This window comes from Rhodocaloribacter sp. (genome assembly GCF_056451265.1).
The window spans coordinates 17,041-30,887 of sequence record NZ_JBWOPL010000061.1 but is presented as its reverse complement, the minus strand read 5'-3'; the positions used below and the strand labels follow the sequence as shown (position 1 = coordinate 30,887).

Annotated in this window: 13 protein-coding genes; 6 read left to right on the top strand and 7 right to left on the bottom strand. The window is 66.6% G+C overall.

Features of this window, described 5'->3' with window-relative positions; genetic code table 11:
• The 4 genes from AC1HIY_RS11105 to AC1HIY_RS11090 form a co-directional block, all read right to left on the bottom strand.
• A partial coding sequence (locus tag AC1HIY_RS11105) for a lipopolysaccharide biosynthesis protein (RefSeq protein ID WP_479576804.1) occupies positions 1-1,472 on the bottom strand: 1,472 nt, incomplete at its 3' end.
• Positions 1,469-2,635 carry a DegT/DnrJ/EryC1/StrS family aminotransferase gene (locus AC1HIY_RS11100; protein ID WP_479576803.1) on the bottom strand — a complete coding sequence of 389 codons (1,167 nt, stop codon included), beginning with the start codon at positions 2,633-2,635 and terminating at the stop codon, positions 1,469-1,471. The genes AC1HIY_RS11105 and AC1HIY_RS11100, both read right to left, overlap by 4 nt.
• Before the next feature lie 73 nt (positions 2,636-2,708).
• A complete protein-coding gene (locus AC1HIY_RS11095; RefSeq protein ID WP_479576802.1) occupies positions 2,709-3,728 on the bottom strand; it encodes an NAD-dependent epimerase/dehydratase family protein in 1,020 nt (339 codons plus the stop codon).
• Positions 3,729-3,813: 85 nt separating this feature from the next.
• The gene (locus tag AC1HIY_RS11090) at positions 3,814-4,764 is read right to left on the bottom strand and encodes a carbohydrate kinase family protein (RefSeq protein WP_479576801.1); all 951 of its coding nucleotides are present in this window, start codon (positions 4,762-4,764) and stop codon (positions 3,814-3,816) included.
• A gap of 227 nt (positions 4,765-4,991) precedes the next feature.
• On the opposite strand from AC1HIY_RS11090, the gene AC1HIY_RS11085 reads away from it, so the two are divergent.
• From AC1HIY_RS11085 to AC1HIY_RS11075, 3 genes are all read left to right on the top strand, one after another.
• The gene (locus tag AC1HIY_RS11085; RefSeq protein WP_479576800.1) at positions 4,992-5,684 is read left to right on the top strand and encodes a cytidylate kinase-like family protein; all 693 of its coding nucleotides are present in this window, start codon (positions 4,992-4,994) and stop codon (positions 5,682-5,684) included.
• Between the two features lie 96 nt (positions 5,685-5,780).
• Positions 5,781-7,637 (top strand): excinuclease ABC subunit UvrC, encoded by a 1,857-nt coding sequence (gene uvrC / locus AC1HIY_RS11080; protein WP_479576799.1) that lies wholly within the window; start codon positions 5,781-5,783, stop codon positions 7,635-7,637.
• 191 nt (positions 7,638-7,828) lie between these two features.
• Positions 7,829-8,311 (top strand): BCAM0308 family protein, encoded by a 483-nt coding sequence (locus tag AC1HIY_RS11075; RefSeq protein WP_479576798.1) that lies wholly within the window; start codon positions 7,829-7,831, stop codon positions 8,309-8,311.
• A gap of 12 nt (positions 8,312-8,323) precedes the next feature.
• Here AC1HIY_RS11075 and AC1HIY_RS11070 read toward each other — a convergent pair whose 3' ends face one another.
• The gene (locus AC1HIY_RS11070; protein WP_479576797.1) at positions 8,324-8,617 is read right to left on the bottom strand and encodes a Bor/Iss family lipoprotein; all 294 of its coding nucleotides are present in this window, start codon (positions 8,615-8,617) and stop codon (positions 8,324-8,326) included.
• A gap of 370 nt (positions 8,618-8,987) precedes the next feature.
• Here AC1HIY_RS11070 and AC1HIY_RS11065 point away from each other — a divergent pair, with 370 nt between their 5' ends.
• Positions 8,988-9,959 (top strand): nucleoside recognition domain-containing protein, encoded by a 972-nt coding sequence (locus AC1HIY_RS11065; protein WP_479576796.1) that lies wholly within the window; start codon positions 8,988-8,990, stop codon positions 9,957-9,959.
• 46 nt (positions 9,960-10,005) lie between these two features.
• Complete coding sequence (locus AC1HIY_RS11060; protein ID WP_479576795.1) at positions 10,006-10,548, top strand: spore maturation protein; 543 nt, start codon at positions 10,006-10,008, stop codon at positions 10,546-10,548.
• Between the two features lie 198 nt (positions 10,549-10,746).
• Here the strand turns inward: AC1HIY_RS11060 and AC1HIY_RS11055 are convergent, their stop codons facing one another.
• The gene (locus AC1HIY_RS11055; protein ID WP_479576794.1) at positions 10,747-11,046 is read right to left on the bottom strand and encodes an isoamylase early set domain-containing protein; all 300 of its coding nucleotides are present in this window, start codon (positions 11,044-11,046) and stop codon (positions 10,747-10,749) included.
• A gap of 147 nt (positions 11,047-11,193) precedes the next feature.
• The gene (locus AC1HIY_RS11050; RefSeq protein ID WP_479576793.1) at positions 11,194-12,261 is read right to left on the bottom strand and encodes a M14 family zinc carboxypeptidase; all 1,068 of its coding nucleotides are present in this window, start codon (positions 12,259-12,261) and stop codon (positions 11,194-11,196) included.
• Positions 12,262-12,364: 103 nt separating this feature from the next.
• On the opposite strand from AC1HIY_RS11050, the gene glgA reads away from it, so the two are divergent.
• Entirely contained in the window at positions 12,365-13,828 is a 1,464-nt protein-coding gene (glgA, locus tag AC1HIY_RS11045) for a glycogen synthase GlgA (RefSeq protein WP_479576792.1), read from the top strand.
• Positions 13,829-13,847 lie beyond the last annotated feature (19 nt).

The following is a 13,847-nucleotide window of genomic DNA, read 5'->3' as shown; positions in this document are numbered from 1 at the left end:
CGAACCATCGCGAGAAGGTCGAGCGCCGCGCGAAACTCGGCCCGACCGCCGGGCATCCCGCGCCACAGGAGAACGTACAACAGTCCGTACACCGCCGCGTCGAAGGCGAAGGCGAGGAGCACTCCATCCGGCTCCGGCACGAGCGCCCGCGCGCCGAAAAGCCCCGCCGCCGCACCGAGCGAAGCCGTCGCCGGACGCCACACCGCCGAGACGAAATCGCGCATACCGAGCGGAGCTTCACGAAAACAGTACCGGAGCCCCGGCAGCCACAGCGCGCCCGTCATCGCCGTGTACGCCGCCGCCACGCCCATCGCGCCCCACCGGATGCCGAGCGCGAAGGCGAGGATCGTCAGGGTCTCGGCGAAGACCGTCCACCGGAGCTGTCGCCGCGTCTGTCCGAGCGCCAGATAGACCCAGTCCGTGGTCAGGTAAAACGTGCCGATGAAGGCCGCCGGGGCGAGTGTTCGGAAGAGCGGAACGACGGCCGTCCACTGCGGGCCGAGCATGATCTCCACGACCTTTTCTGCGGAGACGAACGCGAGTGCGATGGCCGGCATCCCGAGCGAGGTGAGCATGAGGGTCCCTCTCCGGTAGAACGCGCGGAAGCGGGCAGGCTCGTCCTGAAGGCGGCTGAGCGTGGGCAGGAACGCGCTCGATAGCGGGGCGAAGAACTGCGACACGGGCATCAGCACGATCTGATAGGCTTTCGTATAGAAGCCGAGCGCCGCGCTCCCCACGAACCGCCCGATGAGGATGTTGTCCAGGTTTTTCGAGAGATAGCCGAAGACGTAGCCCAGCGAGAGGTGTCCCCCGAAGGCGAGCATGGGGCGCACGCCGGTCCCCCGCCGGGGCGCGGACGGACGCCACCGGAGCAGGAACCACACGCCGACGGCCACCGCCGCCGCCGCCGTGAGCATCTTCGCCACGAGCGCCCAGTAGCCCCATCCCCGCCACGCCAGCCCGATGCCGACGACGAGGCTGAGCAGGAGCGCGCCGAGTTCGAGCGTCGCCACGCGGCCGAAGCGCATCCGCCGGTAGAGGAGCGCCATCGGTTGCGCGGAGACGCCCGTGAGGAGGTGCCCCGCCGCCAGCGCCGCCATGAGGCCCGTCAGGCGCGGCTCGTCGTAGAACCACGCCACGAGCGGCGCCAGCCCCAGCGTGACGAGCGCCAGCGCCGCGCCCGCGCCCACGTTGATCCAGAAGAGCGTGCTCACCTGCGCGTGGGTGATCGCCTTCCGCTGCACCGTGGCCATGGGCAACCCGAGGTCGCGGAAGGCCGCGAAGAACGCCGTCACGGCCAGCACCATGGCGAAGAGGCCGAAGTCCTCGGGCGTGAGCAGGCGCGCCATCGCCATCGCGCCGCCGAGCGAGAGCACGTACCGCGCCCACTGTGAGCCGACCGTCACGGCGGCGTTCCGCACGGTCCGCCCCCGGAGGTCGCCCGGCGTGGGGCTTTGCCCGGCGGGCTTCATCCGGAGGCTCCGAAGAAGGCCCGCACCGCCGCCGCCACCCGTTCGGCGTCGGCCTCGTTCATGGCGGGATGGAGCGGCAGGCTGAGCGCGCGCGCGTAATACTGCGCCGTATGCGGCAACCCTTCCATCGTATAGCCCAGCCGCCGGTAGTCGGGATGCATCGGCACGGGGATATAGTGGACCTGCACGCCGATCCCTTCGGCGCGAAGGGCGGCGAAGAGCGCATCCCGGTGGCGGGGCGGCGGCGCGAGCACCTGCACCGGATAGAGGTGCCGGGCGTGCAACCCGTCGGGCGGGGCGGTCGGCAGCCGGAGCGGCAGACCGGCCAGCGCCTCGTCATAAAAAGCCGCCAGCCGCCGCCGGTGCGCGTTGAACGCTTCGAGCCGCCCCAGTTGACTCAATCCGAGCGCCGCGTGCAGTTCGCTCATCTTGTAGTTGAAGCCGAGGAACTGTTGTTCGTAATACCACCCTCCCGGCGCCGACGCTTCGAGCCGGTCGGGGTCGCGCGTCATGCCGTGCACGCGGAACTGCCGGAGACGCCCCGCCCGCCCCGCATCCGCCGTCGTCACCATGCCGCCCTCCGCCGAAGTCATGTTCTTGACCGGGTTGAAGCTGAAGGCCGTCATGTCCGCGAGGTCGGAGCCGACGGGGCGGCCCCGGTACGTCGCGCCCGGGGCGTGGGCGGCGTCGGCGAGGAGGAGGCAACCCGCTTCGGCGGCGAGGGCGCGGAGTTCCGCGTAGGCGCTCGGATGCCCGGCGAAGTCGACCGTGAGGATGGCGCGGGTGCGGGGGGTGAGCGCCGCCCGGACGGCCTCCGGGTCGAGACAGAGCGTCGCCGGGTCGACGTCGGCGAAGACGGGCGCGCCGCCCGGGTAGCGGACCGCGTTGGCGGTGCCGGCGAACGTCAGCGCGGGGACGATCACCTCGTCGCCCGGTCCGATGCCCGCGGCGAAGCACATGCCGTGGAGCGCCGCCGTCCCGCTCGAAAAGGCCACTGCGCGCGCGGCCTCCATCTTTTCGGCGAACGCCTCCTCAAAGGCTTCGAGCCGCGCCCCCTGCGAGATGATCGGATCGCGAAGGGCCTCGGCCACCACCGCGATATCCTCCTCGGAAACGAGCGGACGGCTGTAGGGCAAAAAGGGAACGGAAGCGTCCGGGGTCATGCGTCCGGGGTCCAGTTGAAACGGGCGGGGCGGCGACAAGATACGCGAACCGGCGGAAAGTCCCCGGCTCGCCTCAGGCTTCCTTACCGGCCTCATGCGACGGGTGCGCCGCGATGATCCGGCCCAGCGCCTCCTCCATCGTCCGGTCGATGGTGAAGCCGGTCCATTCGGTGAGCTTCGTCGTGTCGGGGATGCGCACCTTCACGTCCTCGAAATGCGTCCCGTAGGCGGCTTCGTACGGCACGAACGTCGGCTCCGAGCGACTGCCGGTGAGGCGGACGATCATCCCGGCAAGGTCGCGCATGCTCACCGGCGCGCACCCGCCCACGTTGAACACCTCCCCGGCGGCGTCCTCCCGGTCCATGAGCAACAGCATCGCCTCGATAGCGTCCTCGACGAACGTGAAGCACCGGCGCTGACGCCCGTCGCCATAGATGGTGATCGGGTCGCCCGCGAGCGCCTGCTCGATGAACCGGGGCACGACCGGCCCGTGCCGCCCCACCTGTCGCGGCCCAATCACATTGAACAACCGCACGATGACCGTGTGCAACCCTTCCTCGTGATGCTTCGCCAGCGTGAGAAACTCCTCGACGGCCTTGATGCCCGCATACGACCACCGGTGCACCTCCGTCGAACCGTAGACGCGGTCGGCATGCTCGGCAAGCGCGTTTCCGGGCAGATAGTCGAGCGCTTTGCCGTAGATCTCGGACGTGGAGGTGAGCAAAAAGCGGGGCCGGTAGTGCGTGACGAGATCGAGGATGGTGTCGATGCTTCGGAGGTTGTTCAGGATGGTCCGGCTCGGCGTCCACGTGGCGAGCTTGACGCCCACGTAGGAGGCCAGGTGATAGAGGTCGTCGCACGCGGCCACGAGCGGGGCCATGAGCTGCCGGTCGGAGACGTCGACCTCATGAAAACGGAAGCGCGGGTTCCGCATCGCCTGCGCGAGGTTGTCGGGGCGGCCGGTCGAGAGGTTGTCGACCGCCGTGACGAAGTGCCCGCGCGCGAGGAGCGCGTCGACGAGGTGCGAGCCGATGAAGCCCGCGCCGCCCGTGACGAGGCATCGGCGGGCCGTTTCGGGAGAGGAGGCGTGCATCGATGGAAGCGGATGATCTTGAAAGAAAAATGCTCCGGGAAAGATCGAACGCCGCGCGGCGAAAGTCGAACGGTTTCCGAATAAATCACGGCGAAATTCGTCCGTCCGCGTCCGGTTCACCGCCGGGCGTCGGATAGCCGCCCACCGCGCCGGGACGTTCGAGCATGCTCCGCGCCCATGCCGAGGCGTCGCGTCCCCAGGCGCGGAGCGTCTCGGCGGGAGTCTCGGCGAGGGGGAGGGTCGGCGTCCGCGCGAGGGCCGCGAGCACGGCGGCGGTGAAGGCGTCGCCCGCGCCCGTGGCGTCGACCACGTCCACCGTCTCGGCCGCCACGAAGACGTCGTGCCGGAGCGTGTGGAAATGCGCCCCGCGCGCGCCGTCGGTGCGGATGACGAGCGAGACGCCGCGCGCGAGCACGTCGGCGGGGGCGACCGAGCCGAGGAGGTCGCGCCAGTCGTCGGCGCTCATCTTGAGGAGGTCGACGTGCGGGAGGAGCGCGTCGAGGCGGGCAAGGATCGCCGGGCGTTCGGGCGCGTCTCCGACGATGAGGTTGGGGTCGAACGAGACGAGGCAGCCATGCGCCCGGGCCTCGTCGGCGAGGGCAAGCGTCGTACACGCCGTCGTCTCGCCGACGAGCGCCGCGCCGCCGACGTGAAGGACGCGGGCCTTCCGAAGCGCCGCCGGGTCGACGTCGTCGAGGGTGATGTGTTCGTAGGCGCTGTCGGGGTTGAGCATCTCCCACGTACGGTCGCCGTGCGCGTCGAGGCCGATGAGGGCGTGCTTCGTGGGATGCGCGGGGTCCACCCGCACGCCGTCGGCGAGACCGTACCGCCGGAGCCGTTCGCGGAGGAACCGTCCGCCCGCATCCGCGCCGACCTTGCTCCACAGCGTCACCGGCACGCCGTGCGCCCGCAGCCCGATGGCCACGTTCGCCGGAGAGCCGCCGAGATGCTTCTCGAACGTCTCGACGGCCCAGAGCGGCCGCCCGGGCTCCCGGCTGATGAGATCGACGACGAGGTCGCCCAGACAAATGACCATACCCGCGTTCGGAAAAAGGAGAGACGCCCCGGCAGTATACGAAACCCGCCTCGCCGGAGGTAGGGGCGGCGCAACCCGTTATTTTTGCGCCCGCTTTTCTGCTTCGGAGAACCTTCTTCGGAGTGGTCCGCTATTAAGAGAAAAGCGTGAAACGTTTTGCGCGAAGGAGCCTTTCCCTCGCGTCGTTCCGCGCCTTCTCATCCATGCGCTTTGCAGGAGGTCACGCTATGGCACGTCGTTTCGAGCAGATCATCGAGGACCAGATCAAACTGTGGGAGAGAAGCAACATCGGAGGGGGGCGACGGCAGAAACCGCACCCCGTCATCACCATCTCGCGGGCGTTCGGCACGCGCGGGGCAGCGCTTGCCGAACGGCTCGGGCAGCGCACCGGCTTCACCGTATGGGATCAGGAGCTCGTGCAGGCCATCGCCGAGGAAGCGGGCGGCGACGAGCGGCTCATGCGCTCGCTCGACGAACGCCACCGCAAAGCCATCGACGACGCCGTGCGGGGCGCGCTCATGGGCAGCCCGCACACGAACACGCAGTACCTGCGCGCCCTCATGCGCGTGGTGCAAACCATTGCCCACCACGGCGACGCCGTCATCGTCGGGCGCGGCGCAAACTACATCCTCGCCCCGCGCGACCGCCTCAGCGTCCGCCTCGTGTGCCCGCTCGACGAGCGCGTCCGTCGATATGCCGAACGCGAGAACCTCGACCAGGAGACGGCCCGCCGCAAGATCGTCGAGATGGACGCCGTCCGGGCCGAGTTCGTCCGGCGCCACTTCAAGCGCGACGTCACCGACCCCGCCGACTACGACCTCGTGCTCAACGCCGCCACCTTCGACCTCGACGCCCTCGCCGACCTCGTCCTCGAAGCGTACACGCGCAAGACGGGCGTGCGTCTGCCCGTCGCCGTCTGAACCGTCCGATCCCGTTCGACAAGGCGCGAGCGGCGCGGGCCGAAACCCGATCCCGCGCCGCCCGTTTGCGTTCTCCGCTCACCACGTGCCTCCCCCATGAATCCGGTCCTCGAAGAAAAGCTCGCCCACCTGCCCACGAGTCCCGGTGTGTATCAGCACAAGGATGCCGGGGGCAACGTGCTCTACGTCGGCAAGGCGAAGAACCTCCGGCACCGGGTGCGCTCGTACTTTCAGAAGAGCCGCTCGCACGACGGACGGCTGCAGGCCCTCGTGCGCAAGATCGAGGACGTCGAGGTCATCGTCACCGACACGGAGGCCGAGGCGCTCATTCTCGAAAACAACCTCATCAAACGCCTCAAACCACGCTATAACGTCAACCTCAAGGACGACAAAACCTACCCGTACATTTGCATCAAGAACGAGCGCTTTCCGCGCGTCTTCCCCACGCGGCGCGTACGGCGTGACGGCTCGAAGTACTTCGGCCCGTACACCGACGTGAAGAACATGCGGCTCGTGCTCGAGACCATCCGCGCCACGTTCAGGCTCCGCGACTGCAACCTCAAACTCGACCCCGAGCCCATCGCCGCGGGGAAGTATCAGGTATGCCTCCAGTATCACATCAAAAAGTGTGAGGGGCCGTGCGTGGGCCTTCAGGCGGAGGCGGACTATGACGAGGCGATCCGGCAGGTGGAACAGCTTCTCAACGGCAAGACCCGGGCGCTCATCGAGAAGCTCTCGGAGGAGATGAAGGCGCAGGCCGCCGCGCTCCACTTCGAGGAAGCCGCCGCCCTCCGCGACCGCATTCAGGCGCTCGAAAACTACACGGCAAAGCAAAAGATCGTCAGTCAAGACTTCGTCGACCGCGACCTCTTCGCCCTCGCCGTCGACCGGACCGAGAACGCGGCGTGCGGCGCGCTTTTCATGGTGCGCGAGGGCAAGGTGGTCGGACGCCGACACAAGTACCTCCGCCGCATCGAGGGCCGCACCGACGCGGAACTCATGCAGGCGCTCCTCGAAAACCACTACACGGAGACGACCTTTTTCCCCGATGAGGTGCATCTCTCCACCTCGTGCGCGACGCCGGAGCCGCTTGCGGAGTATCTCCGTGCGCGGCGCGGCAAGAAGGTGGCGCTCCACGTGCCCGAGCGCGGCGACAAGGCCGGTCTGATCCGCATGGTGGAGGCCAACGCCCGTCTTCTGCTCGAAGAGTGGCGCGTGCAAAAGGAGCGCCGGGAGGAGGGCCGCATCCCGCACGTCGTCCACGCGCTCCGGCGCGACCTCCGGCTCAAGCACCTGCCTCGCCGCATCGAGTGCTTCGACGTCTCGCACCTCGGCGGCGCCGGCATCGTCGCCTCGTGCGTCGTCTTCGAAGACGGCAAACCCAAACGAAGCGAATACCGCACGTACAAGGTGCGCACCGTCGAAGCCGGGAAGTCCGACGACTACCGGTCGATGCGTGAGGTGGTGGCCCGACGATACGCCCGGGTGCGCGAAGAGAACGGCCCGTGGCCCGACCTCGTGGTCATCGACGGCGGGAAGGGACAGCTCTCGAGCGCCGTCGAAGCGCTCGAAGCGGCGGAGGTCTACGGCCGCTTCCCCGTCGTCGGCCTCGCCAAAAGGCTCGAAGAGGTCTTCTTCCCCGGCGACACCGACGCGGTCCTCATTCCCCGCACGAGCTCGTCGCTCCAACTCCTCCAGCGCGTGCGCAACGAAGCCCATCGCTTCGCCGTCACGTTTCAGCGCAAACAGCGGCGGACGAAGACGCTCCATTCCGAACTCATGGACATCCCCGGCGTCGGCGCCAAGAGCGTGCGCAAGCTGCTCAAGGCCTTCGGCTCGGTGAAAAAGGTGAAGGCCGCCTCGAACGAGGCCCTCGCCGCCGTCGTCGGCCCGGCGATGACGGCGAAGATCCGCGCCTATTTCGACGAGCGGGAGCGCCCCGAGACGGCCTGAGAAGACCCCGCTTTTCCCCGACCGGAGACGCCGCGCGAAAATCGCATTATGAATCTCCGAAGGGCGGCCCTGCCGGGAACGTCGCGGGGACATCCGGGTGTCTCACTAAAGGAGCACGGAAAGATTCCCGCGCTCGTTTTCCCCGACCATGTCCGACCGGTTTACCCCACAACGATTCGGAGGGTACGACGATGCAGAAAGGTCCCTACGGTAGAAAAGATCGACTGATCAAAGAGAAGCGGAACGACACCTACAAGAACCGCGAGAAGTGGCCGGAGCCGACGCGGTGCTCGGTGTGCGGAGCCGTCTTCACGAAAGGGCGATGGACGTGGGAGAAGACGCCGGAGCAGGCGCACGAAGCCGTCTGCCCGGCCTGCCGACGCATCCTTGATCATTACCCTGCCGGGACCCTCGAACTCAAGGGGGACTTTTTCGCGTCGCACCGAGAAGAGATCCTCAACCTCGTGCGCAACGTGGAGAAGGCGGAGCGGGGCGAGCATCCGCTCGAGCGCATCATGGCCATCGAGGAGGCGGACGAACGCACGGTGATCACCACGACGGGCGTGCACATCGCGCGGCGCATCCTCGAAGCGCTGGCCCGTTCGTACGAAGGCAAGTCGTCCTTCCAGTACGGCGACGGCTCGAAGAACATCCGGGGCTTCTGGGAACGCTGACCGTCCCGCAGCTCATTCCCCGGCGGCGCACGTCACCTTGATATGCATCGGCGTATAGATGCCGCCCGTCAGGAACCCCACGAGCTGATTGACGAAGCTCAGTTCCGTCTCGACGCGCGCGACGCCGTTCTCACATTCCGCCTCGGCTTTCACGGTGCTCGGCGGCACGAGCCCGTAAATCCACGACGAGGCGAACGGCTTGTCGATGACTTTGACGGAAGGCTCCAGGCCCGTCGTGACGCGCGCGTGGAAACATCCGGTCAGGAAAAGAAGGCTGAAGACGACGAGAGCATAGCGGAGTTTCACGATAACACCTCATCATTTATTGTGGAGAAGACCGGTCGATGAGCGCGTTTCCATCTCATCGACGAAGACCGAATTCGTTCGAAGAAGATAGCCTGCGCCCGAGGGTCGTTTCAAGCTTCGCGTGCCTTTCGAAGCTGACGAAGACCCGCTTATCTGAGCCGCCGCTAGCGGGTGACGGGTGACATGAGGCGGGTGTTTTTTCTCGGTCGCCGCCGGAGGAGCGCGTCGTGGGGAGCGCGTCGTGGGGAGCGCGTCGTGGGGAACCGGCCGGGCGGTCGTGTCTGCCGGGGGAGATGAAGGCGATTTTTTTCTGTATCATACCGCCGCTCCCCCGGGCTCCCGTTTCCGCCTCATCAATCCTTCCACGGACATGCTCAATTATATCTGGGCCGGACTGATCATCTTCAGCCTCGTCTTCGCCATGGTCCACGACCTCCGCGACCTCAGCCGGGACACGTACCGAAACGGCGAGCCGCTGCCCGTCACGCTCCGCTTCCCCGAGGGCTACGACTCCTCCGCGCGGCGCGTGCCCGTCTCCGTCGCCATCGATCCGGAGACGTACGGCGCGTTTTACGGCGTCGAGAGCCGACCGGCGGCCTCGTATGACGGCGTGCTCCTCCAGACGCAGGACGGGCGTCAGCTCCGCTTCGCCCGGGACGTCTCCATGCCCGAGCCCCTGGCGACCATTCGCGAGATCACCTCCCGGCGCGACCACGACCTCCGGGGGGCAGTCGGCGCGCTCTCCTTCCGCGGCGACTCCCTCGCCACCGCCACCGTCACGTTCCCGCCCGTGCGCTTCGTCAAGATGAACGCCATCGCCGCCGCCGCGCTCGACTTCGCCGACACCGCGGTGACGCTCGCGCTCGGACTCATCGGCACGCTCGCACTCTGGATGGGGTTGCTCCAGATCGCCGAGAAGTCGGGCATGCTCTTCAGCCTCGTCCGCGTGACGCAGCCGTTGCTTCGCCCGCTCTTCCCCGGCATCCCGAAGGACCACCCCGCCTTCGCCATGATCGTGCTCAACCTGACGGCGAACATGCTCGGCCTCGGCAACGCCGCCACGCCCCTCGGCATCAAGGCGATGGAAGAGCTTCAGACCCTCAACCCGAAAAAAGACACCGCCACGAACGAGATGGTGATGCTCCTGGCCATGAACACCGCCAGCGTCCAGATCGTGCCGCCGGTCCTGCTCGTGGCCATCATGGGCCTGCAGATCAACCAGCTCTTCTTCAGCATCCTCATCGTCACGTTCTTTTCGCTCCTCGTGGCCATCGGCACGACGAAAGCGCTCGAACGCATGAAACGCTTCCGCGAGACGGACCCCAACCGCGACGAAGCCTGATCCCCGGCCTCTCTTCCGCCTTCGAACCTCGAACCCATCCTTCGTCATGGAAACCTTTCGCACCGTTCTCGACATCCTCTCCGTCTTCGTGCTCCCGTCGATCATCGTCGGATTCCCGCTCTACGGCCTCATCAAGAAAGTGCCCGTCTACGAGGAGTTCGTAGAGGGCGCCAAGGAAGGCTTCAGCGTGGCGGTGATGATCATCCCGTACCTCGTCGCCATCCTCTTCGCCATCGGAATGTTTCGGGCCTCCGGCGCGCTCGACTTCCTCATCGACGGCCTGCGCCCCGTGCTCGGATGGGCCGGCATCCCGCCCGAGGTGCTGCCGATGATGATCATCCGCCCGCTCACCGGCAGCGGCTCGGCCGCCATCGTGCTCGACATGATCCAGCAGTTCGGCGAGGACTCGCTCCTCGTGAAGATGGCCGCCACCATGTTCGGCTCCACCGAGACGACCTTCTACGTCATCGCCGTGTACTTCGGCGCGGTGAACGTGAAGAAGACGCGCCATGCCGTGCCCGCCGGCCTCACCGCCGACGTCTTCGCCATGATCTTCGCCGTGTACGTCGTGCGGTGGCTCTTCGGATGAACGCAGACGCGGCGCTTTTCCCGGACGCGCTCGCCTGAAGAAAAAAAGGGCCTCCCCGAAGGAAGGCCCTTTGTCCACACTACACGTGCGGGCGCCATGGGTTCGGCGTTCCGGAGGCGGCATCGGGAAAGGCGAGGCGATGCAGACGAGCGCAAAGGCATCCGGACGCGGGAAGAAGGGCGCGGCGCCCATCCGGGGTCAGAGCTCCAGCACGCTGTTTTCGCTGAAGTACTGATTCGGCACGTAGGCGTCCGCCTCCTCATCGTTGCGCCAGTCGGCGTCGTCGATGAAGTAGCGGAACTGATACGTCTGTCCCGGCTTCAGGGAAACCTGTTTGCTCCAGACCTTGCGGGTCTTGACGAACTTCATCTTTCCCTGCTCGGGGTTCCACTCGTTGAAATCGCCGACGACCGCCGCGCGCTCCCGGGCGACGTCGCCCGGCAGTTCGAACGTGACGCGCACCGTCGTACCTTTCGGGCTGACTTTCTTCTTTATCATGATGCTTCCTTTTTGCTTTCGTTCAGAGGTTCGTGAACACCTTCGCGTTCACCGGATACTAAATTCCGCCACCCTCGGTTAAGATCCAACCCCTCTCCTTCCCGCAAGCGCTTCCAAATATTAAACTTAACAAAAACTATACATACATTATGCGGAGGTTTCACCAAAAATCGCTTCGAGGCCGAGTTCGAGGGTGCGGAGTTGCAGGCGCACGAGCGTCGGGAGCGGGACGGGGGCGCCGTCGAAGGGAGCGAGGAGGTCGTCGACGGGGCTGCCGGCGGTGAGGCGGCGGCGGATCTCGGGCAGGCGTTCGCGGAAGGCAAGGTAGGTCCGAGGCACACCGGGCACGGGCGGTTCGGGCGACCGTTCCCGGGCGCGGACGACGAACAGCGGCAGTTCCGTGACGAGGCAGAGCGGATCGCCGCCGAGGCTGCGGACGAACTCCATCGAGCTGTCGTGGAAGCGGTCGGCCATGGCCTCGTCTCCCATGGCGCGGAAGAAGAAGCGCATGGCCTCTCCTTCGGGCGTGGTGGCGAAGCCGGGTTCGATGCAGAAGAAGCCTTTCTCGCCTTTCCGGTTGTGGTCGTGGAGGCCGAGGCCGGCCTCGCGCACGGCGCGGGTGAAGGCGTCGCGGAGCGGCTGCGTGCGAAAAGCCCAGTGGCGTTCGATGAGCAACATCGCACCTTCGGCGATGCCCATGCCGTGCAGGCTCATGTGAAGCGCGAAGGGGGCGTGCTTCCGGAGGAAGTCCGCCACGATCCGGTTCTCCACGCGCATGTCCGGGAAGCCGAACTCGAGGTCGCGGCCCGGCGGCTCCCGGACGACGTCCCGGAGATAGGCTTCGAGGCTCGGCCACCGCTCGATCCATGCCCGGTTGCGCGCTTCGCCGTCGGGATTGATGTGGGGCACGACGACGAAGCGAAAGCGCTCGAAGAGCCCGGCGAGGTCGCGGCGGCAGCGGAGACCTTCGAGGACGAAGGAGCGGAGCGTCTCCGGCCCCGCCGGCTCGTCGGCGTGCGCCCCGGCGATGAGGCCGACCGTGCGCGGGCCGCGGCCGAGCACGACGCCGTACAGGGGACGGCCCTCCTCGCTCACGCCGAGATCATGGAACGCGGCGAGGTCCGGATGCGCGGCGCAGACGGCGCGAAGGGCCGCCTCTACGCCGGCCTGCGTTCGAAATTCAAGCTCCTGGCCTTCAATTATGGACGCAAGCATGTATCTTCCTCCGGTTCGTTGAATGTCGAGGCCCGGCTGCTTGAACGACCCGGAGAGGGGTACGTTCGGCCCCGCCCTGATTGCATCCGCAACCCCATTGCCCATGAAAGTCTGCTTCACGACGAGCGAGTGCGTCCCGTATGCGAAGACCGGCGGTCTGGCCGACGTCAGCGGCGCGCTGCCGAAAGCGCTGGCCGAGCTTGGCTGCGAGGTCAAGGTCTTCATGCCGCTCTACGGCTCCATCTCCACGCTCGAGCACGACCTCACCTTCGCCGCCGAACTGCGGGACATCCCCGTGACCGTCGGCCAGGCGACACATACGTTCAACGTGTGGTACGGCCGGCTGCCCGGCTCCGAGGCCGAGATCTATTTCATCGACTGCCCGCACTATTACCACCGACCCGGCATCTATACGAGCGATCCCGACGAGGACGAGCGCTATATCTTCTTTCAACATGCCGTCTTCAAGGTCATGCAGCGCTATCACTGGGCGCCGGACCTGATCCACTGCAACGACTGGCAGTCGGGGCTGATGCCGGTTTTCCTTCACAAAGTCTATCACTGGGACCGCCTCTTCGCACACACGGCGACGCTCTTCACCATCCACAACATCGGCTTTCAGGGGCGTTTCCATCCGTCGAGCGTCGCGAAGGCGGGGCTGTCGTACGACCTCTTCTTCCCCGGCGGGCCGTACGAACTCCACGGCGCGTTCTCGTTCATGAAGGCCGGCCTCGTTTTCACCGACAGCATCTCGACCGTGAGCGAGACGTATGCGCACGAGATCCAGACACCGGCCTTCGGCGGCGACCTCGACGGGCTGCTGCGCGCGCGCGGCGGCGACCTCTTCGGCATCCTCAACGGCATCGACACGGACGTGTGGAACCCTGCCCGCGACCCGTACATCCCGCAACATTACGACGCCGCCTCGCTCCCGAAAAAGCAGCGGAACAAGCGGGCGCTTCTCGAACGATACGGGCTGGAATACCACCGCAACGTACCCGTGTTCGGCATCGTCTCGCGGTTGACGCCGCAGAAGGGCTTCGACCTGCTGCAGCCCATCCTCGGCGAACTGCTCGTGCATCACCGGATGCAGCTCGTCATGCTCGGCAGCGGCGAGCAACGTTTCGAGGACTTTTTCAACTGGGCCGCCGCCTCGTTCCAGGGCCGTGTGGGCGTATACATCGGCTATCACGAGGAGCTGGCGCACTGGATCGAGGCGGGCGCCGACGCTTTTCTGATGCCCTCGCACTTCGAGCCGTGCGGCCTGAACCAGATGTACAGCCTCGCCTACGGCACGGTCCCCATCGTGCGTCGCACCGGCGGACTGGCCGACACCGTGCACGACTTCCACGAGTTCGGCGGACAGGGCAACGGCTTCTCGTTCTACGATGCCACTCCGGAAGCCCTTCACGCCACGATCCTGCGCGCCCTCGCGCTCTTCCACGAGACGAAAGTCTGGCGCGAGGTGCAGCGACGCGGCATGGCCTCCGACTTCTCGTGGAAAAAATCGGCGGAGCAATACCTCGACCTGTACTGGCGCACCGTTCACAAACGACGGGGCTACTGACGATCCCGCCCGCGACGCC